This window comes from Pseudomonas sp. IT-P171, from assembly GCF_949767765.1.
Classification (GTDB): domain Bacteria; phylum Pseudomonadota; class Gammaproteobacteria; order Pseudomonadales; family Pseudomonadaceae; genus Aquipseudomonas; species Aquipseudomonas fluorescens_B.
This window is the reverse complement of sequence record NZ_CATKQN010000055.1, coordinates 1-22,250: the sequence shown is the minus strand read 5'-3', so window position 1 is coordinate 22,250 and position 22,250 is coordinate 1. Positions and strand designations below refer to the sequence as shown.

General features: G+C 58.2%; 18 protein-coding genes and 1 pseudogene. 10 read left to right on the top strand and 9 right to left on the bottom strand.

Features of this window, described 5'->3' with window-relative positions; translation table 11 throughout:
* Positions 1-53 precede the first annotated feature (53 nt).
* From ACM6I5_RS22350 to gcvH, 3 genes are all read left to right on the top strand, one after another.
* Positions 54-1,670, top strand: a complete 1,617-nt coding sequence (locus tag ACM6I5_RS22350; RefSeq protein ID WP_414884743.1) for an ABC transporter permease — start codon at positions 54-56, stop codon at positions 1,668-1,670.
* Between the two features lie 156 nt (positions 1,671-1,826).
* Positions 1,827-2,909: a glycine cleavage system aminomethyltransferase GcvT gene (gene gcvT, locus ACM6I5_RS22345; RefSeq protein WP_017341379.1), complete on the top strand. Its 1,083-nt coding sequence runs from the start codon at positions 1,827-1,829 to the stop codon at positions 2,907-2,909.
* 50 nt (positions 2,910-2,959) lie between these two features.
* The gene (gcvH, locus tag ACM6I5_RS22340) at positions 2,960-3,343 is read left to right on the top strand and encodes a glycine cleavage system protein GcvH (protein WP_414884742.1); all 384 of its coding nucleotides are present in this window, start codon (positions 2,960-2,962) and stop codon (positions 3,341-3,343) included.
* A gap of 89 nt (positions 3,344-3,432) precedes the next feature.
* On the opposite strand, the gene ACM6I5_RS22335 is transcribed toward gcvH, so the two are convergent.
* Together ACM6I5_RS22335 and ACM6I5_RS22330 are read right to left on the bottom strand one after the other, a co-directional pair.
* A complete protein-coding gene (locus tag ACM6I5_RS22335; protein WP_414884741.1) occupies positions 3,433-4,128 on the bottom strand; it encodes a hypothetical protein in 696 nt (231 codons plus the stop codon).
* A gap of 174 nt (positions 4,129-4,302) precedes the next feature.
* Positions 4,303-4,989, bottom strand: a complete 687-nt coding sequence (locus ACM6I5_RS22330; protein ID WP_414884740.1) for a hypothetical protein — start codon at positions 4,987-4,989, stop codon at positions 4,303-4,305.
* 426 nt (positions 4,990-5,415) lie between these two features.
* On the opposite strand from ACM6I5_RS22330, the gene gcvP reads away from it, so the two are divergent.
* Entirely contained in the window at positions 5,416-8,289 is a 2,874-nt protein-coding gene (gene gcvP, locus ACM6I5_RS22325; RefSeq protein ID WP_414884739.1) for an aminomethyl-transferring glycine dehydrogenase, read from the top strand.
* 78 nt (positions 8,290-8,367) lie between these two features.
* Here the strand turns inward: gcvP and ACM6I5_RS22320 are convergent, their stop codons facing one another.
* The 5 genes from ACM6I5_RS22320 to ACM6I5_RS22300 all read right to left on the bottom strand — a co-directional run bounded on the left by ACM6I5_RS22320 (position 8,368) and on the right by ACM6I5_RS22300 (position 12,454).
* On the bottom strand, positions 8,368-8,685 hold the full coding sequence (locus tag ACM6I5_RS22320) for a DUF2388 domain-containing protein (RefSeq protein ID WP_017341376.1): 318 nt from the start codon (positions 8,683-8,685) through the stop codon (positions 8,368-8,370).
* A gap of 68 nt (positions 8,686-8,753) precedes the next feature.
* Positions 8,754-9,203, bottom strand: coding sequence for an NfeD family protein (locus ACM6I5_RS22315; RefSeq protein WP_017341375.1), 450 nt, complete (start codon positions 9,201-9,203; stop codon positions 8,754-8,756).
* An 8-nt stretch (positions 9,204-9,211) separates the two neighbouring features.
* Positions 9,212-10,132, bottom strand: coding sequence for an SPFH domain-containing protein (locus ACM6I5_RS22310; RefSeq protein ID WP_008150402.1), 921 nt, complete (start codon positions 10,130-10,132; stop codon positions 9,212-9,214).
* A 108-nt stretch (positions 10,133-10,240) separates the two neighbouring features.
* Positions 10,241-12,025, bottom strand: a complete 1,785-nt coding sequence (locus tag ACM6I5_RS22305; RefSeq protein WP_414884738.1) for a GspE/PulE family protein — start codon at positions 12,023-12,025, stop codon at positions 10,241-10,243.
* A gap of 90 nt (positions 12,026-12,115) precedes the next feature.
* Entirely contained in the window at positions 12,116-12,454 is a 339-nt protein-coding gene (locus ACM6I5_RS22300) for a hypothetical protein (RefSeq protein WP_017341373.1), read from the bottom strand.
* 126 nt (positions 12,455-12,580) lie between these two features.
* On the opposite strand from ACM6I5_RS22300, the gene ACM6I5_RS22295 reads away from it, so the two are divergent.
* Positions 12,581-13,051, top strand: a complete 471-nt coding sequence (locus ACM6I5_RS22295) for an Lrp/AsnC family transcriptional regulator (protein ID WP_017341372.1) — start codon at positions 12,581-12,583, stop codon at positions 13,049-13,051.
* Positions 13,052-13,164: 113 nt separating this feature from the next.
* Here the strand turns inward: ACM6I5_RS22295 and ACM6I5_RS22290 are convergent, their stop codons facing one another.
* Positions 13,165-14,532 (bottom strand): inorganic triphosphatase, encoded by a 1,368-nt coding sequence (locus ACM6I5_RS22290; RefSeq protein ID WP_017341371.1) that lies wholly within the window; start codon positions 14,530-14,532, stop codon positions 13,165-13,167.
* A gap of 156 nt (positions 14,533-14,688) precedes the next feature.
* On the opposite strand from ACM6I5_RS22290, the gene argE reads away from it, so the two are divergent.
* Together argE and argA are read left to right on the top strand one after the other, a co-directional pair.
* On the top strand, positions 14,689-15,852 hold the full coding sequence (gene argE / locus ACM6I5_RS22285; RefSeq protein WP_017341370.1) for an acetylornithine deacetylase: 1,164 nt from the start codon (positions 14,689-14,691) through the stop codon (positions 15,850-15,852).
* Positions 15,853-16,034: 182 nt separating this feature from the next.
* Complete coding sequence (gene argA, locus ACM6I5_RS22280; RefSeq protein ID WP_017341369.1) at positions 16,035-17,333, top strand: amino-acid N-acetyltransferase; 1,299 nt, start codon at positions 16,035-16,037, stop codon at positions 17,331-17,333.
* 154 nt (positions 17,334-17,487) lie between these two features.
* On the opposite strand, the pseudogene tauA reads toward argA, so the two are convergent.
* Positions 17,488-17,740: pseudogene (gene tauA, locus ACM6I5_RS22275) on the bottom strand (taurine ABC transporter substrate-binding protein); the annotation flags it as partial.
* Positions 17,741-18,154: 414 nt separating this feature from the next.
* On the opposite strand from tauA, the gene ACM6I5_RS22270 reads away from it, so the two are divergent.
* From ACM6I5_RS22270 to ACM6I5_RS22260, 3 genes are all read left to right on the top strand, one after another.
* Positions 18,155-19,507, top strand: a complete 1,353-nt coding sequence (locus tag ACM6I5_RS22270; RefSeq protein ID WP_414884737.1) for an OprD family porin — start codon at positions 18,155-18,157, stop codon at positions 19,505-19,507.
* Positions 19,508-19,882: 375 nt separating this feature from the next.
* Complete coding sequence (locus ACM6I5_RS22265; RefSeq protein ID WP_414884735.1) at positions 19,883-21,250, top strand: OprD family porin; 1,368 nt, start codon at positions 19,883-19,885, stop codon at positions 21,248-21,250.
* 293 nt (positions 21,251-21,543) lie between these two features.
* Complete coding sequence (locus tag ACM6I5_RS22260; protein ID WP_017341365.1) at positions 21,544-22,182, top strand: peroxiredoxin; 639 nt, start codon at positions 21,544-21,546, stop codon at positions 22,180-22,182.
* The last annotated feature ends 68 nt before the right edge of the window (positions 22,183-22,250 follow it).

Below are 22,250 nucleotides of genomic sequence, written 5' to 3'. Positions count from 1 at the left end.
GCGATCTTTTTGCGTTTTCCCTACACTTCACGATTTCCCTGCGAGAGACCTCCTTGGCCCACCCCGCCCAACGCCGCTGGTATCCCCTGGTCTTCGCCATCGCTGCGCTGGTCCTGCTGCCCCTCAGCGTTTTGTTGCTGTCCTGGCAAGCCATCGATCATCAAATCTGGTCGCACCTCTGGGACACCCAGATGCCGCGGTTGCTGGGCAACACGCTGACCCTGGTGTTCGGCGTCGGTGTCGGTGTCACGCTGTTGGGCGTCAGTCTCGCCTGGCTCACCAGCCTTTGTGAGTTTCCCGGCAGAAAGTGGCTGGATTGGGCGTTGATGCTGCCGTTCGCCATTCCCGCCTACGTGCTGGCTTTCGTTTTCGTCGGCCTGCTGGATTTCGCCGGTCCCGTACAAACCCTGATGCGCGAATGGTTCGGCACCGGCGTGCGATTGCCGCGAGTGCGTTCCACGGGCGGTGTCATCCTCGTTCTGGTGCTGGTCTTTTATCCCTACGTTTACCTGTTGGCACGCACCGCGTTCCTCGCGCAGGGCAAAGGCTTGATGGAAGCGGCGCGAGTCCTGGGGCAATCGCCGTGGCAAGCGTTCTGGCGAGTCGCCCTGCCGATGGCGCGGCCCGCCATTGGTGCTGGCGTAGCGTTGGCGCTGATGGAAACCCTGGCGGATTTCGGTGCCGTGTCGGTGTTCAATTTCGACACCTTCACGACCGCCATCTACAAAACCTGGTATGGCTTTTTCAGCCTTTCCACCGCCACGCAATTGGCCAGTCTGTTGCTGTTGGTGGTGATGCTCGTGCTGTACGGCGAGCGCCGTGCCCGGGGTGCCAATCGGGCGAGCAACGAGCGGCCGCGGGTCAAGGCGTTGTATCACCTGCGCGGTTTCAAGGCGTTGGCGGCGATGAGTTGGTGTGGGCTGGTGTTTGCCTGCGCGTTCGTCATTCCGGTGCTGCAACTGGTGGTGTGGTTCTGGCAGCGCGGGCGCTTCGACCTGGATGAGCGGTACGCCGGGCTCATTGTTCATACGCTGTATCTGGGCGGCATGGCGGCGTTGATCACTGTCAGCGTTGCGCTGGTGCTGGCCTTTGCCCGGCGCCTGGCGCCGACCCGGGCGATTCGCTCCGGTGTCAGCCTGGCCAACCTCGGCTATGCGTTGCCGGGTTCGGTGCTGGCGGTGTCGATCATGCTGGCCTTCAGTTATCTGGATCGCGAGCTGGTGATTCCGCTGTCGGGATGGTTGGGCGGAGCCGGAAAACCTTTGCTGCTGGGCAGTCTGTCGGCCTTGTTGCTGGCCTATCTGGTGCGTTTCATTGCGGTGGCCTATGGGCCGCTGGAAAGCAGTTTGGCGCGAATACGGCCATCTTTGCCCGAAGCGGCACGTAGCCTTGGGGTCAGTGGGCCACGACTGTTTTTCAAAGTGTATCTGCCGTTATTGCTGCCCGGCACATTGAGTGCTGCGCTGCTGGTGTTCGTTGATGTGCTCAAGGAAATGCCCGCGACCTTGCTGATGCGCCCGTTTGGCTGGGACACGCTGGCTGTGCGCATCTTTGAAATGACCAGCGAAGGCGAGTGGGCGAGGGCGTCGTTGCCGGCGTTGACGCTGGTTCTGGTCGGGTTATTACCGGTCATCGGATTGATTCGACGTTCGGCGCATCGAAACACCTAGGTGTCAGTCCTACACCTTGAGGCTACAATGCGCGGCATTCGGTGCGGTCCGTCCTACAGACCCGGTCGCTGAAATCGGCTGAAAGCCTTCTAATTCAAGGCTTTCACCCCGTGCAGCACTGGCCCGCACCCTCGCCACGCCCGGAAGGAGAAACCCATGGGACAGCGTACGCCTCTGTATGACCTTCATCTCGCCCTCGGCGCGAAGATGGTCGATTTTGGCGGTTGGGATATGCCTCTGCATTACGGCTCGCAGGTCGAGGAACACCATCAGGTGCGCCGCGACTGCGGGGTTTTCGATGTATCCCACATGACCGTGATCGATGTCAGCGGCGCTCAGGCCAAGGCCTGGCTTCAGCATTTGCTGGCCAATGACGTCGAGCGCCTGCACAGCCCCGGCCGTGCCTTGTACAGCACCATGCTCAATGAGCGCGGCGGTATCGTCGACGACATGATCGTCTACCGCCTCGATGACGGGTATCGCCTGGTGGTCAACGCCTCTACCCGCGATCAGGACCTGGCGTGGATGCAGGCTCATCTTGTCGGCTTCGATGTGCAGCTCATCGAGCGCTCGGAGTTGGCGATGCTGGCCATACAAGGCCCGCATGCCCGACACAAAATCTCTGAGCTGGTCACCCAGTCTCGCGGCAACCTGATCCAGCTACTCAAGCCGTTCGAAGGTCAGCCTGACGGTGACTGGTTCATCGCGCGCACCGGTTACACCGGCGAAGACGGGCTGGAAATCATTCTGCCGGCCGATCAGGCGCCGGGCTTCTTCAACGATCTGGTGGGCGCGGGTATTTCGCCGATCGGGCTCGGGGCGCGGGATACGTTGCGTGTCGAAGCCGGCATGAACCTCTACGGTCAGGACATTCATCAAGACGTTTCGCCGCTGGCCTCGAACATGGCCTGGAGCATTGCGTGGGAGCCGGCCGCTCGTCAGTTCATCGGCCGTGCTGCCCTGGAAGCCGAACGCGCCGGCGGCGTACAACACAAACTGGTCGGTCTGGTCCTTGAGGAGCGCGGGGTTTTGCGCGCTCATCAAGTGGTCCGCATCGCCAATGTTGGCGAAGGGGAGATCACCAGTGGTAGTTTCTCTCCTACGCTTAGCAAGTCGATTGCACTGGCGCGCGTGCCGATGGCGACTGCCGACCGCGCTGAAGTGGAAATCCGTGGCAAATGGTACCCGGTCCGAGTGGTCAAACCGACCTTCGTACGCCATGGCAAAACCTTGATCTAACCTTTTCTGGCGGGCAAAGACCGCTGACAATTTTCTTGAGGACACAGAACATGAGCGATATCCCTGCCGACCTGCGTTTTGCCGAAAGTCACGAATGGGCCCGTCTGGAAGCCGATGGCACCGTCACCGTGGGCATCAGCGATCACGCTCAGGAAGCCTTGGGCGATGTGGTATTCGTCGAGCTGACCGAAGTCGGAACCGTCTTCGCTGCCGGTGATCAATCCGGTGTGGTTGAATCGGTTAAAGCCGCATCCGACATCTATTCCCCGGTTGCCGGTGAAGTGATTGCGGTCAACGAAGAACTGAGCGCTAATCCGGAACTGCTCAACTCCGACCCGTACGGTGCCTGGATCTTCAAGCTCAAGCCAAGTAACGCTGGCGATCTGGACAAGCTGCTTGATGCCGCGGGCTACAAGGCCGCCATCGGCGAGTAAGCACTGCCGAAAAGAGCGCCGCGCCTCCCTTGATGGGAGAGCGCGGCGTTTTTCGTTTAAAGCAGTGAATGAGTAAGTTGTCTGAGCGTTCACTCCGCCATCGCAACAGCTTTGTTGACCCTGGCGTGAAGTGCCGTTATCTGTTCGGGTGTCAGTAGCTTTGCCGGTTCACCCGGAGCCCACACACCGCTGTCGGTGTAAGTGATCGTTTTGGTTTCTCCGTCATTTACTGTTACGACGTAGAAGTTGGATACATTGGGCGGGATTAAAGAGCCCGTCGCTTGCGCCGCGCCGAACCATAGTTGAAACTGGTTTTTGGGCGTCATGGTGGTTGCACCTATACTCATGCCGCCTGAACAATTAACCCAGACACTGCAGCCTCCGGAATCCAGCAGGATTTCCCGAGGATTGGCGGGTAATTGGTTGTTGATTAAAATATCTTCAGGATTACCACCATTTGTAGCGGGGCTGAACACACCGTATTCATTGAGTGTTGTTTTTTGTCTCATGCTTATAGGCAGATTTTTACCTCCGGAAGTAAAGGTAATATCACCTTCTTGTATTGGCGTGTTTGTGAAATTAACCATAAATGAACGGTTTGATATATCGAAGGTGTTCATGTATTGATAGCTTGGCTGGCCTGTTGTGGCTTTGGGCCCCTTTGATAACCAGATGGCGGAAAAACTGTTATTCACCATTTTGGCAAGGTAGAGGCTGTAATTATTGATTTTTTGGGCGATCAATTGTGCCTCTTCGATATAAACAATGATTTGCTGGTCACTCATGGCTGATTTCCATTCGGTCGATATTGCTACAGCGTTGGTACAGTCAAATAAAAAACCCTGTAGATCCGGGATGTACAGGGTTTTTTGAGACAGGTTTGCGCGTTGAAGACTGGCGACGGTAAGGCGAATTGCTTTCAGTCCATTGTGCAAACCGTGCTCGAGTTGCCTCCCATGCTATGCCGCTACTTTGTTTTCCACTCTGGCAAGCAGCGCCGCGACTTCCTTGTCGCTGAGGCGTTTGGCCGGTTCGCCAGTCACCCAGTTGCCACTGTCGTCATAGGTGAGGGTGATGCTGCCTCCATCCTTCAAGGTTGCCACATAGGCATTGGATAGGTTTTGGGCAATCAGCGAGCCTGTTTCCTGAAGGTTTCCGAACCACAGTTGGTATTGGCTTTTTGGTGTCAGCGTAGCGGTGCCGATGTTCATGCCGCTCTGGCGATTCACCCAGATATTGTTGCCATTGGAATCCAGCAGTATCTCGTGGGGATTACCTTGCAGTTGGTTGTAGATCAGAACATCTGATGGAACGCCGCCGTTTTTGGCCGGTGAAAAAACACCGTTTTGATCCAGTGTTGTTGTTTGCCCGGTACTGATGGGCAGATTTTTCCCGCCGGAAGTGAAGGTAACATCACCTTGTTGTACCGGATCGTTCGTGAAGTTGACGTTGAAGGATGGCGTATCGATATCGAACGTATTGCGATATTGATAGCTAGGCTTGCGGACAGTGGCCACGGCGCCCTTTGATTGCCAGATAACAGTAAAGTCATTATTTACCTTTTTGGCTAGGTAAAGACTGTAGTTGTTTTCCTTTTGTGCAATCAGCTGTTCTTCTTCAATGTACAGAATTATTTGTTGGCTCATTTTTGAACTCCATTTCGAATAAGGCGTAGCTTGGGTTGTTGTAACTGGGTAGTGGCGTTTTGGTTCCGTTGCCCAGTCCTGAACAAACATAGCATGCGAATTTTTATTCTATAGATCTATTGGCTATTGTTTGATTCTGTCTATCGCGTTTGGTTTTTTCAGGAAGTTTAATGTTTTGATATATGCAGATTTTTCACATATTTGCAGGTGTCGTTTCAGTGGAGGTTTATTAAGGGTTTTATTTTTGGCGAATAGATAATGGTTAATAGCGATCAGCAACTATCTATATTGCTGAAATGCATGCAATGCCATACATAACGAGTTTTCCGGTGCAAAGCCGCCTTGCCGCGCGCGCCGCGCAGGGGGAGCTATGCTGGTTTGACCGTGTTGCATCGACGCTGAGCGCCAGTCCAGAGAGAGCCCGTCATGTCCCAGTTGCCGTCCTTGAGCCAGTTACGCGACCCCAATGCCTTCCTTCGCCGCCACCTCGGGCCCGATGCCGCCGAGCAGCAGGCGATGCTCGACAGCCTCGGCGTCGGTAGCCGCGTCGAGCTGATCGAGCAGACGGTGCCGCCGGGGATACGCCTGAACCGGGCGCTCGACCTGCCGCCCGCCCTCGACGAAGAAGCCGCGCTGGCCAAGTTGCGCGGTTACGCCGAGCAGAACCAGGTCTGGACCAGCCTGATCGGCATGGGTTACCACGGCACGATCACGCCGGCGGTCATCCTGCGCAACGTGCTGGAAAATCCCGGTTGGTACACCGCTTACACACCGTATCAACCGGAAATTGCCCAAGGCCGACTCGAAGCCTTGCTGAATTTCCAGCAACTGACCATCGATCTGACGGGCCTTGAGCTGGCCAACGCCTCGCTGCTGGATGAAGCCACGGCGGCGGCGGAAGCCATGGCCCTGGCCAAGCGTGTCGCCAAGTCCAGGAGCAATCTGTTTTTTGTGGATGAAAATTGTCATCCGCAGACGATTTCCGTGGTGCAGACCCGTGCCGAAGGTTTCGGTTTCGAGCTGATCATCGACACTGTGGATAACTTGAAACAGCACCAGGTATTCGGCGCGCTGCTGCAGTATCCCGACACCCACGGCGAGATTCGCGACCTGCGTCCGTTGATCGATCACCTGCACGCCCAGCAAGCCCTGGCCTGCGTCGCCACCGATCTGCTGAGCCTGTTGTTGCTGACGCCACCGGGAGAGTTGGGTGCCGACGTGGTGTTCGGCTCGTCCCAGCGGTTTGGTGTGCCCATGGGTTACGGCGGGCCCCACGCGGCGTTTTTTGCCAGTCGCGATGAATACAAACGGGCGATTCCCGGGCGGATTATCGGCGTCTCGAAAGACGCGCGCGGCAACACGGCATTACGGATGGCCCTGCAAACCCGTGAGCAACACATTCGCCGGGAGAAGGCGAATTCGAACATTTGCACTGCCCAGGTGCTGCTGGCCAATATCGCCAGTTTCTATGCGGTCTATCACGGGCCGGAAGGGCTCAAACGTATTGCCCAGCGAGTTCATCGATTGACGTGCATCCTCGCGGCGGGCCTGGAACGCCACGGCATATCCCGCCTCAACACGCACTTTTTCGACACCCTTACGCTGGAGGTCGGCGGCACTCAGACGGTGATCATCGAAAGCGCCCAGGCCGCGCAAATCAATTTGCGCATTCTCGGACGCGGTCAGCTGGGTCTGAGCCTCGACGAAACGTCCGACGAGTCCACCGTTGCCAAACTGTTCGATGTGTTCCTCGGCGCCGATCATGGGATCAACGTAGACGAACTGGACGCTGAAACGCTTCCTTCCGGCATCCCTGGCGAACTGCAGCGATCCTCGCCTTACCTGCGTCACCCGGTATTCAGCGCACATCACAGCGAAACCGAAATGCTGCGTTACCTCAAGCAGCTCGAAAACAAGGACCTTGCCCTCAACCAGTCCATGATCCCGCTGGGCTCCTGCACCATGAAACTCAATGCCACCAGCGAGATGATCCCGATCACCTGGCCGCAGTTCGCCAATCTCCATCCGTTCGTGCCAAAAGAGCAGGCGGTCGGTTATGCACTGATGATCGAAGAGCTGGAGCGCTGGCTCTGCGCGATCACTGGTTTCGACGCGATCTGCATGCAGCCCAATTCCGGCGCGCAAGGCGAATACGCCGGGTTGCTGGCGATCCGCAAATACCACGAAAGTCGTCATCAAGGTGCGCGGGACATCTGCCTGATTCCGTCCTCGGCCCACGGGACCAATCCTGCCTCGGCGCAAATGGCCGGGATGCGAGTGGTGATCGTCGAGTGCGATGAAGCGGGCAACGTCGACCTCGATGACCTGAAGGAAAAAGCGGCGGCTGCCGGTGACAAACTCGCTTGCCTGATGGCGACGTATCCTTCGACCCACGGCGTGTATGAGGAAGGCATCAGTGAGATCTGTGAAGTGATCCACAGCCATGGCGGCCAGGTGTACATGGATGGCGCTAACCTCAATGCGCAAGTCGGGTTGGCGCGGCCGGCGGACATTGGTGCCGACGTTTCCCACATGAACCTGCACAAGACCTTCTGTATTCCCCACGGAGGTGGCGGGCCTGGCATGGGGCCGATTGGTGTGCGGGCACACCTGGCGCCGTTCGTGGCCAATCACCCGGTGGTGGCAATTGACGGTCCGTTGCCGCAGAACGGCGCAGTCAGCGCGGCGCCCTGGGGCAGCGCGAGCATTCTGCCGATCAGCTGGATGTACATCGCCATGATGGGGCCGCAACTGGCAGACGCCAGCGAAGTGGCGATCCTCGCGGCGAATTACCTGGCGCAACATTTGTCCGGTGCATTCCCGGTGCTCTACACCGGGCGCAACGAGCGGGTGGCTCACGAATGCATTCTCGACCTGCGGCCGCTCAAGGCTCTGACCGGCATCAGCGAAGAGGACGTGGCCAAGCGTCTGATGGACTATGGCTTCCATGCGCCGACCATGTCGTTTCCGGTGCCGGGGACCTTGATGGTCGAGCCGACCGAAAGTGAATCGAAGGCTGAACTCGACCGCTTTATCGGGGCGATGCTGAGCATTCGCGCAGAAATCACCGAGGTGCAGAATGGCAACTGGCCGGCCGAGGACAACCCGCTGAAACGGTCGCCGCACACACTGGCCGACATCACCGGGGTTTGGGAGCGGCCGTACAGTATCGAACAAGCGGTGACACCGGACGCGCACACCAAGGCGCACAAGTATTGGCCGGTGGTGAATCGGGTGGATAACGTTTACGGGGATCGGAACCTGTTTTGCGCGTGCGTGCCCGTGGATGATTACCGCTGAAATACCACAAGACACGTAACCCTGTGGGGCAAAAAAAATGCCGCTCATGTGAGCGGCATTTTTGTTCATCAGTAAAACTTATTCCGACGCTACGGCATTCTTTGCCAGGATCGCATTCGCCAGTTCCATGTCCGTGGCCTGCAGGCCAGGGTTGTCGGCGCGAACCTTTTGCATCGCGGCTTCCAGGTACGGGCCGCGGATGCCGCCGTCACTGGCAACAAAACTGCCGGCATCGTCCTGTGCGGCAATGATCAGCTTGTGATCCTTGAACGTCAGGTAAGTCGAACCGGTGGTTGCACCGGACGAGATGACGTTACGCCAAAAGCTGTCGGCCATCGCCGAACCGACTGGAAGGGACAACACGGCGATGGTAGCGACAGCAAGTTTGAAACGCATGATGGGTGACTCCACTGGGTTAACTACGGCGTTTGATTGCCAAGTACCCAGCCGAGTTCCATCACCGGTCATTGAGCCGGTTCCACCAGCAAAATGGCGCCTTGCTGTCCGGTCACCCGAACACGGCTCCCGATGACGGCATCCGGGCCACGGGCCATCCACACGCTATCAGCCACTTTGATTTTTCCGCGCCCGTCGACAATCGACTCATGCACCACAAAGGTTTTGCCGATCAGTTCCTGGCCACGCAAGTTGAGGTTCGGCTCGTCACTCTGGCGCACCGCGCTGCGCTGGCGTCGCCACCAATACAGGGCGGTAGCGATCGAGAGCAGGCCGAACAGCAGAAACTGCAGTTCCCAGGACATGTCCGGTGCTACGAATGTCAGTACGCCAACAGCGGCGGCCGCCATGCCGATCCACAGCAGATAGCCGCCAGCGCCAAACACTTCGAGAATCAGCAGCACGGTACCCAATGCCAGCCAGTCCCAGAACGATAAATGCTGCAGGAATGCCCACATAACGTGCCTCAGGCTTTCTTGTTATCGAACGTGGCCTTGACGATTTCGCCGATGCCGCCGACCGCGCCAATCATCGAACTGGCTTCCAGCGGCATCAGGATGACTTTGCTGTTGTTGGCCGAGGCCAGTTTGCCCAGCGCATCGATGTACTTCTGCGCGACAAAATAGTTGACCGCTTGCACGTTGCCGCCGGCGATGGCTTCGGACACCACTTTGGTCGCCTGGGCTTCGGCTTCGGCCTGACGCTCACGGGCTTCGGCTTCGAGGAACGCGGCCTGACGACCGCCTTCCGCCTCGAGGATCTGCGCCTGTTTCTTGCCCTCGGCCGTCAGAATCGCTGCGGCACGCAGGCCTTCGGCTTCGAGAATTTGCGCACGCTTGATCCGCTCGGCTTTCATCTGCCCCGACATCGCCGCCATCAGGTCTGCTGGCGGGCTGATGTCCTTGATCTCGATCCGGGTGATTTTGATGCCCCATGGCGCCGTGGCTTCATCGACGGTGCGCAGCAGTTTCTCGTTGATCCCGTCACGCTGGCTGAGCATCGCGTCCAGCTCCATGGAGCCGAGCACGGTCCGGATATTGGTTTGCAGCAGGTTGCGGATGGCGTGTTCGAGGTTGTTCACCTCGTAGGCCGCCTGGGCGGTATTGACCACCTGGAAGAAGCACACGGCGTCGATCTGCACCGTGGCGTTGTCCGCAGTGATGACCTCTTGAGGCGGAATGTCCAGCACGCTTTCCATGACGTTGATCTTGCGACCGATACGGTCCATCACTGGAATGATGATGTTCAAGCCCGGTTTGAGGGTGTTGGTGTAACGGCCGAATCGCTCGACCGTCCATTGATAACCCTGCGGCACAACCTTGAAGCCCATGAACAGAATGGCGACCACCAGGCCGACAAAAAGTAAAAGCACGCTACCGATCTGCATAACGATTCCCTGTTGATCATTGAAGTTGCGATCGCAGGAGTGTAACGGCGCGGCTCGGGGATAAGAATCGTTTGTCGGTCTTTGCATCATCAGGAGACATAAAAGGTTTCATTTCTGCTCACTCTGCGGTGTCACCCGCAGCACCTCCTCGATTGTCGTCAACCCTGCAGCTACCTTTTGCGCGCCCGACAGCCGCAGACTGCGCATGCCTTCCTTGAACGCCTGACGCCGGATCGCCAGCAGATCGGTGTCGGGGTTGATCAGTGCTTTGAGGCCATCCGTCAGTTGCATGATTTCGTAGACCCCGGCGCGGCCGCGGTAGCCGGTGTCGCGGCATTCCAGGCAACCGACGGCGCGCTGGGCATTGCCGGGCAGCGGTGCCTGCCAGGGTTTGGTCAGGGTTTGCCAGTCTTCTTCACTCAGCGTCAGCGGTGCCTTGCAGTGCGGGCACAACGTTCGGACCAGTCGCTGCGCCATGACGCCGAGCACCGTGGCCTTGATCAGGTAATGCGGCACGCCGAGCTCCAGCAGTCGGCTGATGGCGCTGGGTGCGTCGTTGGTGTGCAGCGTCGAGAGCACCAGGTGACCGGTGAGCGCGGCCTGGATCGCCATTTCAGCCGTTTCGAGATCACGGATCTCGCCGATCATGATGATGTCGGGGTCTTGCCGCATCAGCGCGCGCACGCCGGCGGCAAAGGTCAGTTCGATGTTGTGCTGGACCTGCATCTGGTTGAACGCCGGCTCGACCATCTCGATCGGGTCTTCGATGGTGCAGAGGTTGACCTCCGGCGTCGCCAGTTTCTTCAAGGTGGTGTAGAGCGTGGTGGTCTTGCCCGAGCCGGTCGGCCCGGTCACCAGAATGATGCCGTTGGGCTGACTCGTCATGTCCTGCCAGCGGCGCAGATCATCCGCGGAAAAGCCCAACTGATCGAAGTCCTTGAGCAGCACTTCGGGATCGAAGATCCGCATGACCATTTTTTCGCCAAACGCCGTTGGCAACGTCGACAGCCGCAACTCGACTTCGCCACCGTCCGGCGTCTTGGTTTTCACCCGACCGTCCTGGGGTTTGCGTTTTTCCGCGACATTCATCCGTCCCAGGCTCTTGAGCCGACTAACGATGGCCATGGTCACCTGTGGCGGGAACTGATAGACGTTGTGCAACACACCGTCGATGCGAAAGCGCACCGTGCCTTGCTCGCGACGGGGTTCGATGTGGATATCGCTGGCGCGCTGCTGGAAGGCGTACTGGAACAACCAGTCGACGATATTGACGATGTGCGCGTCGTTGGCGTCCGGCTCCTGGTCGCTGGCGCCGAGGTTGAGCAGTTGCTCGAAGTTGCCCAGGGTGCTGGTCTGTTGATCGTTGTTGGTCGCGCCACTGACCGATTTGGCCAGGCGGAAAAACTCTACGCTGAAACGCTGGATGTCGACCGGGTTGGCCACCACCCGTTTGATCGGCAACTTCAGAACGTGGGTCAGGTCGGCTTCCCAGCCTTTGACATAGGGCTGGGCGCTGGCCACGGTCACGGCGTCGCGATCAATGGACACCGCGAGAATCTTGTGGCGCTGGGCGAAGGCGTAGGACATCAGCGGCGTAATGGCCGCGACGTTGATTTTCAGCGGGTCGATGCGCAAGTAGGGCTGGCCGGCCTGCTGCGACAACCACAGCGTCAGGCTTTCCAGGTCAAGGTGTTTGCCGGGACGACTGAGGTCGTCCAGCTGCTGGCTGGCGATGAACTCCAGCGGGTGCAGCTGGCCATTGGCGGCGTGACGGCGGCGGGCGTTGAGCGCGTGCTCGGCCGAATCCTGGCTGATAAAGCCCTGGGCGACCAGCTCGCGCAGCAAATCATTGAGATCCAGCCAGCGGTCCTGAATGGCGAGTTGAACGGACATGCGGGCTCCTCGTGAACAACAGTTCGCAAAGGATAGTCGTGGACCCGCTGACCGTTGGGCCACTACCCGACGAAGCCGTATCGGGTTTTTTCAGCCCGTCGCCTGAGTCGCTTCAACCCGCGCAAAATCAGCCGCTTGCAGTTCAACCGAACAGACGCTGATCAGGTTACGTAATTTTTCCGCAATCACTTGCGCACGGTGCCAGCTCAGCCCGTCCATGACGATGTCGAGCGACAGCCAATCGTCCGTGCGCTGCACGTTGACCTGTTGCGGTGTCAGGCATTGCAACGCGAACAGGTTGAGCGCACGGCACAACAGATCCGGTTCTGCCTCGGCGAGCAATTGATAGTGGACGCGGCAGTGGGCATTGCTGGCGTTCCAGACATCGGCGCGGGTAGGCGGGGTGTTCACGGCTTCGAGATGCGGCATGATCGGTCTCCAAAATCACTGGAGGAATTTTTACATTCGATGCCGGGTATTTCTTATCTATGATGGGTCTTATTGGCGATCTATCGAATCATGTGATTCAACAAAACATTGATTACAGGTTTTTCTATGCAAAGCGAACTGGATGGCTACGACCGCAAGATTCTCGCGTTGCTGCAAGAGGACGCTTCGCTCTCCAGCGCGCAGATCGCCGAGCAGGTAGGGCTTTCGCAGTCGCCCTGCTGGCGGCGGATTCAGCGGATGAAGGAGGAGGGGATCATTCGCGGTCAGGTGACGCTGCTGGACCGGAAGAAGATCGGGCTCAACACGCAGATTTTTGCCGAGGTCAAACTCAACGCACATGGGCGTTCGAACTTTACGGAGTTCACCGAGGCGATTCGCGGCTTTTCCGAAGTGCTGGAGTGTTATGTGCTGATGGGGTCAGTGGATTTCTTGTTGCGGATCGTGACGGCGGACATCGAGGCGTATGAGCGGTTTTTCTTTGAGAAGCTGTCGATGGTGCCGGGAATTCAGGAGGTGAACTCGATTGTGGCGTTGTCGGAAATCAAGTCGACCACCAGCTTGCCGGTGTTGCGCTGATTCGACAGAGGGTTTTTGTGGCGAGGGAGCTTGCTCCCGCTGGGCAGCGGAGCGGCCCCGAAAATGGGCCTGCTGCGCAGTCCAGCGGGAGCAAGCTCCCTCGCCACAAGGACTTACATGCGCAGCAACATCTTCCAGGCACGGTTCTGATAAACCGCGATCGCCTGCTGCTTTCGCGCATCCAGCGATTCATCGGTGATCGGTTCGTTGGCCAGTTGCGCAAGCTGCTTCAGCTCGCCGTACAGTCGATCCATTTCCGGGATCTCCAGCACGTTGCGGGCATGGTGCAACCAGGCCTGGATGCGCTCGATGCGCGGCAGTTGCTCGGCCAGATCTTCCGGCTGCTGCTGGTAACGCTGCAACTGCAGGGAGGTCGCTTCTTCACCCAGCAAGCGCGGCAGCCAGCTACCCAATTGCGCAGCGCCCTGGCGATTGCCGCGAACATTGCGATCGGCGGCCCAGGTGCGGGCCAGCAACCAGCGCGAGGTATTCAGCGAGAACAGGCCCCAGCGCGGGTCTTCGAGTTCTTCGAGGAACTGCTCCGGCGCGGCTTTACGCACGTCTTCGTCGTCCTGACCGGCCTGTACCAGAGGGCGCCAGTCTTCGAGCAACGCATCCAGTGCGAGGCGCAGGTCGTGTGTCGACTGACGCGGGGCGGCCTGGCCCAGGCTGCTCAGCAGGGCGCGCAATTCGGCAAGGTTTTCGACCCAGTCCTGCAACAGACGCCAGTGGCCGTTGAAGCGATATTGCTCGGCCAGACGCTGGCTGCTGCTCAGCAAGTGCCAGCTCAACGCGGCGAACGCGTCGTCCAGCGGCATTTCGGCGCTGATCTGCGGCGCCGGCAGGCTCAACGAATAGCTGTTGGCGTCGTACAAGCGATAACCGCGTTCGGCCTTGCTGATGTCACACGGCATCAGGGCCAGGGTCGCGGCCAGTTCGGCGGCCAGTTCCAGCAGTGCGGCCGGTTCGCCTTCGCGTAGCTCCAGCTCCAGTTCGCAGATTTCTTCTTTCTGCTTGCCGACCACGACGTGGCCCAGGTCCAGCGCGGCTTCGATCACCACTTTGGTCTTGCCACGGCCCCAGGCGATTTCGGCGCGTTCGCGGACGAAATCGGTGGTGAAAATCGGCTTGAGGGTTTTCTTGTCCAGCTCGGCCAGCTCTTCAGGCCAGCATTCGCCATCGAGTTTTTTCACGTCGAGCTTGGCTTTGGGCAGGTTCCAGTCGTATTCGTTACGCTCGGACAAACCGGCGACGCTCTGGCCACGGGTCTTGAGGGTCTGGATCACTTCTTCGCCATCGCGGCGCAGGCGCAGGGCAACCTTGGCGCGGGCCAGGTCACGCTCAGGCGTGTCGAAGTACTGGTTCATCAGTTCACGGCGTTCCCAGCCACTTTTGTTGCGTTTTTTCAGGAGCGGGTGCTCGCGCAGGGCGGCGAGGGTTTCGCGGCTGACGCGGAGTTTGATTTCGGTTTCTTTCTGCATGGCCGGAAAATCCAGGATCGGGAGCGCAGCCGGGGGAATGTGTGGCTGCCAAGGTCGTGCAGTGTACAGGAGTGAACGTTCCTAGGTGCCGCGACGGTTTATTCCTGTCGCCGGATGGTTCTATGATGGACTTCAATTCGCGAGTTGGAGTCAGCGATGCCTTTGCCGTCCATGAAAGATCAGTTCGCTGCGCTGATTGCCACGCCGTCGGTCAGTTGTACCCAGGCCAGCCTCGATCAATCCAACCGTCCAGTGATCGATTTGCTGGCGACGTGGCTCGGCGACCTGGGGTTTGCCTGCGATATCCAGCAGGTCAGCCCCGGCAAATTCAATCTGCTGGCCAGTTTCGGTTCCGGCCCCGGTGGTCTGGTGCTTGCCGGACATAGCGATACCGTGCCGTTCGATGGCGCGCTATGGCAGACCGATCCGCTGAAACTGACCGAAGTCGATGGCCGCTGGGTCGGTCTGGGCAGTTGCGACATGAAAGGCTTTTTCGCCCTGGCCATCGAAGCCGTCCAGCCCTTGCTCGACCAGCCGTTCAAACAGCCGTTGCTGATCCTCGCCACCTGCGATGAAGAAAGCTCGATGTCCGGTGCCCGTGCCTTGGCTCAAGCAGGACGCCCGTTGGGCCGGGCGGCGGTAATCGGCGAGCCGACCGGACTGAAACCGATCCGCATGCACAAAGGCATCATGATGGAGCGCATCGACATCCTCGGTCAGAGCGGCCATTCCTCGGACCCGCGCCTCGGTCATAGCGCTCTCGAAGCCATGCACGATGCCATCGGCGAACTGCGCGGGCTGCGCCTGTTGTGGCAGCGCGAATACCGTAATCCGCAGTTCGGCGTACCGGTGCCGACCATGAACTTCGGCTGCATCCATGGCGGGGACAACCCCAACCGCATCTGTGGCCAGTGCTCGCTGGAATTCGACCTGCGTCCGCTGCCGGGCATGGACCCCAAGATGCTGCGCGCGGAGATTCTGAAGAAACTCAACCCGGTTGCCGAACGGCATCAGGTAAAGATCGATTACGCGCCGCTGTTCCCCGAAGTGCCGCCCTTCGAGCAGGCCGAGGACGCCGAATTGGTGCGCGTCGCGGAAAAGCTTACGGGTCATCGCGCCGAAGCAGTGGCGTTCGGCACCGAAGCGCCTTATCTTCAGCGTCTTGGCTGCGAAACAGTGGTGTTAGGCCCGGGCGACATTGCCTGCGCGCACCAACCGGGGGAATACCTCGAAATGTCACGTTTGCAGCCTACCGTGCATCTATTACGGCAACTGATCGAACATTACTGCCTGACACCGGCTCAAGCGCCAATGGCTTGAGCGCGACCCTTGTAGGCGCAGCCTTCGGCAACTCCTACAGGTATAAATTGCCAATGCCCCAACCCGTATTCATGAGGAGAGCGCGCGTGTCGCCAAGCCTGTTCCGACGATAACCATCAGCCCGCTGTGCGTTTTCCGTTTCGCCCATTTTTTGGCTGCTATTTATTTACAGGCCCAGGTTCATGCCCGAATACGTTAATTGGCTTCGTCACGCTTCGCCTTACATCAACGCCCACCGCGATTGCACCTTCGTCGTCATGCTGCCCGGCGACGGGGTGGAGCACCCGAACTTCGGCAATATCGTCCACGACCTGGTGCTGCTGCACAGCCTCGGCGTGCGACTGGTGCTGGTTCACGGTTCCCGCCCGCAGATCGAAACCCGCCTGGCCGCGCGTGGCCTGACCCCGCATTACCACCACGGGATGCGCATCACCGATGCGGCGACCCTCGAGTGCGTGATCGATGCCGTCGGCCAGCTGCGCATTGCCATCGAAGCACGGCTGTCGATGGACATGGCTTCGTCGCCGATGCAGGGCTCGCGCCTGCGGGTGGCCAGCGGCAACCTGGTGACCGCACGGCCGATCGGTGTGCTCGAAGGTGTCGACTATCACCACACCGGCGAAGTGCGCCGGGTTGACCGCAAAGGCATCAATCGCCTGCTGGACGAGCGCTCCATCGTGTTGCTGTCGCCGTTGGGTTACTCGCCGACCGGTGAGATTTTCAACCTCGCGTGTGAAGACGTGGCGACCCGCGCGGCCATTGATCTGGGGGCCGATAAACTGCTGCTGTTCGGTGCCGACCTGGGTTTGATCGATGAAAACGGGCGTCTGGTGCGTGAACTGCGTCCGCAGCAAGTGCCGGCGCATTTGCAGCGTCTGGGCAATAACTATCAGGGCGAATTGCTGGACGCTGCGGCTGAAGCTTGCCGTGGCGGCGTGGCGCGCAGTCATATCGTCAGTTACGTCGAAGACGGCGCACTGTTGACCGAACTGTTCACCCGTGACGGTGGCGGTACGCTGGTGGCGCAGGAACAATTCGAAGTCGTGCGTGAAGCCGCGATTGAAGACGTTGGCGGTCTGCTGGACCTGATCAGCCCCCTGGAAGAGCAGGGGATTCTGGTGCGTCGTTCGCGCGAAGTGCTGGAGCGCGAAATCGAGCAGTTCAGTGTGGTCGAGCGCGAAGGCATGATCATCGCGTGTGCGGCGCTGTATCAGATTGCCGATTCGGATGCGGGGGAGCTGGCGTGCCTGGCGGTGAACCCGGAGTACCGGCATGGTGGCCGTGGGGATGAGCTGTTGGAGCGGATCGAAACCCGCGCTCGGGCTCAGGGGTTGAAGACGCTGTTCGTCCTCACCACCCGGACCGCCCACTGGTTCCGCGAGCGTGGCTTCGTGCCGAGCAGCGTCGAGCGCCTGCCGTCGGCGCGGGCGTCGCTGTACAACTATCAGCGTAATTCGAAGATCTTCGAAAAAGCCCTGTAACCACAGGCTTTTGTGGCGAGGGAGCTTGCTCCCGCTGGGCTGCGCAGCAGCCCCAAAACAGGCAAACGCGTTATGTCTGACTTATCGCGTTGCCGGGTTTGGGTGTCCTTCGGCCCCCAGCGGGAGCAAGCTCCCTCGCCACAGGGTTTGTGTGTTACCCGGCGACGAATTTCGCGCTGAATATACGGCGAGTAATCTGGCAGCACCGTCTCAACCTTCCCTTGTTCCTTCAAGAACTTCGCCGTCTCACCCATGGCCTTCGCCGTGCCGCCGTCCAGCAGCGCGGTGGTCTGTTGTGCCTTGGCATCCGGGAAAGCTGAACCGGCCAGCAGTTCCGGCACATCGGCGGTATTGGCACCGGTCAGTTTGGCGATTTTCTGCACCGGTACCGAATCAGCGGTCCAGCTGGTTTGGAGCACTCAAAGAAATAATACCGATACACAAACTGTAACAATTGATCTGGATAGTGCGCGCTTGGCCGTCATGGCGTTGCTTTAAATGAGATTGAAAGCGGTTTTTTTAAACCCAATTCATCTAAAAAAATAAAATTAAATACCTTTTGGGAATTAGTTTTGGAAGGGTTTTTTCAGTGAGCTCATTCCCAAAGGGTATGAAAAAGAAGCACAGACTTCTTTTTAGGTTTATGGCGACGTCATAAACCCGCATGGACCGAATTGACGGGGGTTAGACCATGGTCGTAGACACAGATAGTTACGATTGACTTGTAGGTCACGGTCTGGCGCTAATCGCCAATCCTAGGATCCCGAGCGTTTGAACTCAGGACCAGGACTACAAGAATTAGAAACGAGAGGAGCTTAACAATGAACAAGTCCACCTTGGCCTTGGCCGTGGCCGTAGGGGTTTTGGCGCAGCAGGCAGGCGCCGCCGGTTTCATCGAAGACAGCAAGGCTTCCGTCAGTTCTCGGACGATGTATTACAACGCTGATACCCGCGAAGGGACTGCCAACGATCAGCGAGAAACCGCTCAAGGCTTCAAGTTCGATTACCTGTCCGGTTTCACTCAAGGCTTAGTTGGGTTTGGTTTTGACGCTCAGGCGCTGGTGGGCATCCATCTGGATGGCGGCCGCGGTCATCACCCGGACAACAACAGCTTTTTCCCAAGCGACAGCGACGGCTCGGCATCCGACCCATGGAGCCGCGTAGCGGGTAACGTCAAGGCGCGATTCTCGAAAACCGAGGCCCACCTGGGTGGTGCGCTGCAACCCAACATGCCGATCCTGGTCGCGAACGACAGCCGTCTGCTTCCACAGACTTTCGAGGGTGGCACCATCACCTCGAAGGAAATCGACAACTTCACTTTCAACGTAGGCCAGCTTGAGCACGCTGAAGGTCGCGCGTCGTCGAACACCACGGGTCTCGCGGTGGGTGGCGGTGTACAGGAAAGCAACCAATTCCGCTATGCCGGTGCAGACTGGAAGGTCACCAAAGACCTGACCCTGCAGTATTACCATGCGAATCTGGAAGACTACTACAAGCAGAATTTCTTCGGCTTGGTACACGTCTACCCGATCAGCGCCAACCAGTCCTTCAAGACTGACCTGCGTTATTTTGACAGCAGCTCCGACGGCAAGAACGGTGACGTGGGTTATCGCTTCAACAATAACGGTGGATACGCCAAGAACCCAGGCGAGGTCGATAACAAGACCTGGAGCGCCATGTTCACTTATACCTTGGGTGGCAACGCTTTCCTGGTCGGTCACCAGCGTGTCAGCGACGACGGCGGTTTCGTTTATCTGAACCAGGGCAACGTGGTCGATGGCAATGGTCGCAACGAAGGGGCGGCGGGCGCCAGCTTCTATCTGTTCACTGATTCGATGATCAACGGCTTCGTCCGTGCTGGCGAAAACACCACCTTCGGTCAGTACACTTATGACTTCGCCTCTCTGGGGGTTCCGGGCCTGAAGGCGTCGGCCGTCTATCTGCGTGGCGAAAACATCAAAGCTTCCAATGGCGTGGGTAAGGACCTGACCGAGTGGGAGCGCGACCTGCGTGTGGATTACGTGATTCAAACGGGTCCATTGAAAGGTTTCGGCACCACACTACGTCATGGCACATACCGTGGTGACACTCCGAACGCGACCTCGAACTCGTCACGCATTGCTGCCCAAGACCAGACCCGTCTGATCTTCAATTACACCTACAGCTTCATGTAAAACAAGCTTTGCAAGAGAGCCTCGCCGGTCGGCGGGGCTTTTTTTTGCGTTTTTTTTCATATTCGAATTAGGCATTGATCAGTAATTTAATATTCTTTTTAGCTTTTAAGATAAATCCCTAAAGTGAATCCCGTCGGGGCCGATACTAGTGTCCCTTGGCGATCAAAATGCCGTTTTTTATTCCCGTACGGCATTAAAAAAGAATGAATCGAGTTTTTTCCGTTTACCATGCCGGCCCATTTTTCGCAGTCAGACCGTTGACTTAGAGCCTTCGGTTGAGTGGCGTGCGGATCGCGGACAGCGGCACACGCGCATTTCAGGATCCAGAGCATTCGACTCAGGACCGAAAAAATTAGAAACGAGAGGAGCGAAACAATGAACAAGTCCACTTTGGCCCTGGCCGTGGCCGTAGGGGTTTTGGCGCAGCAGGCAGGCGCCGCCGGTTTCATCGAAGACAGCAAGGCTACATTGGGGCTGCGTAACTTCTACATCAATACCGATAACCGTGACGGCGATACCAAAGCTGCCAAGGCTCAGAACAAGCAAGAAGAATGGGGCCAAGGCTTCGATCTGCGCTTCACCTCCGGTTATACCCAAGGCACTGTCGGCTTCGGTATCGACGCTATCGGCCTGCTGGGCGTGCGTCTGGATTCGGGCGGCGGTACTAACGGTGCCACTTCGACTTCGTACGGCGGCACTGTTTTTCCAAGCAAATCCAACGGCGAAGCGGTTGATAACTTCTCCAGCCTGGGGCTGACTGCCAAAGCCAAGATCTCCCAGACCGAACTGAAGCTGGGCACCCTGCAGCCAAAACTGCCGGTTATCGTGACCAACGACGGTCGCATGCTGCCGCAAACCTTCCAAGGTGGCCAGATCACTTCGAACGACATCAAGGACCTGACACTGGTTGGTGGTCAGATCGAGCACGCCAAGGGCCGTAACTCCAGCAACAACGAAGAGTTGTCGATTGCGGGTGCCAACGCTCACACCGCAGCCGGTCGGGACAGCAACAAGTTCATCTATGGTGGCGGTGACTACAAAATCACCAAAGACCTGACTGCCCAGTACTACTACGGCAACCTGGAAGATTTCTACAAGCAGCACTTCCTGGGTCTGGTTCACAACTGGGCAATCGGTCCGGGTGTGTTGAAGTCTGACTTCCGTTACTTCAACAGCCGTGATGATGGCGCTAATGGCCATGACTCTGCCTACTACACCACCGGTGACTACGGCACTGGCATCACCAAAGGCAAGGTTGACAACAACCTGTACAGCGGCTTGTTCCTGTACTCCGTTTCAGGTCATACCTTCGGTGGTGGCTACCAGGTCAGCAACGGTAACAGCGACTTCCCTTGGCTTAACCAGGGTGACGGTTCGTCGGCTTACATCACCACTGACATGCAGATCGCCAAGTTCGCCCGTGCCGGTGAACGTACATGGCAAGCTCGCTACTCGTACGACTTCGCCAAGGTTGGCGTTCCTGGCCTGACCGCCGGTGTGGTTTACCTGCGTGGCGATAACATCGACACCTCCGGTAAAGTAGGCGCCCGCCAAGTCAACGTCAACGCTACTGGCCGCTCCGAGTGGGAACGCGACCTGACCATTGGTTACGTCGTACCGGAAGGCCCGTTGAAAAACCTGGGCCTGATGTGGAAAAACGCTACCTGGCGCAACGACATCCCAGGTCAACGCGACCAGGACGAAAACCGCCTGATCGTCAGCTACTCGATCCCGCTGTTGTAATAGCGCTCGCGTAACCGCTGAAAAAAAAGCCCCGCCCGGCATCACGCCGGGCGGGGCTTTTGCGTTTCCAGGGCGGGGTCACCCCCGTAATCCCGCCCTGATTTCCCTCTTTTGCAGCAACTCAAGGCCTTCTCGAACCTTGGAAACGATAGTCGTCGCGATGGATTGGCGGGTCCAGTGAACAGTTATTTAATATTCATTTTCGGTCTAATAATCGAGATATATATTCTTTTTGTATGATCCCCAACACGAGCTACAGTTGAGTTCTACATCACACTCATCAGGAGCCCACCATGAGCATCAGACTCGGCGACATCGCCCCCGATTTCGAGCAGGATTCCAGCGTCGGCACCATCCGTTTCCATGAATGGCTGGGCGATAGTTGGGGCGTGCTGTTCTCCCACCCGGCAGACTTCACCCCAGTGTGCACCACCGAGCTGGGCTTCACCGCCAAGCTCAAGGATGAATTCGCCAAGCGCGGGGTCAAGGCCATTGCGCTGTCCGTGGACCCGGTGGACTCGCACCACAAGTGGATCGAGGACATCAACGAAACCCAGAACACGACCGTCAACTTCCCGATCCTGGCCGACGCTGACCGCAAGGTGTCGGACCTGTACGACCTGATTCACCCGAACGCCAACGACACTTTGACCGTGCGTTCGCTGTTCGTGATCGACCCGAACAAAAAGGTTCGGCTGACCATCACCTACCCGGCCAGCACCGGCCGTAACTTCCATGAAATCCTGCGGGTGATCGACTCGCTGCAACTCACCGACAACTACAAGGTGGCCACCCCGGCCAACTGGAAGGACGGTGAAGAAGTGGTGATCGTGCCGTCGCTGCAGGACCCGGACGAAATCAAGAAACGCTTTCCCAAGGGCTATCGCGCGGTGAAGCCGTACCTGCGTCTGACGCCGCAACCGAACAAGTAAACGTTCAGCACATGGTTCAAGTTATCCGAACAACAGGGGATTTCAGGCCGTTTCGACGGCCTTTTTTA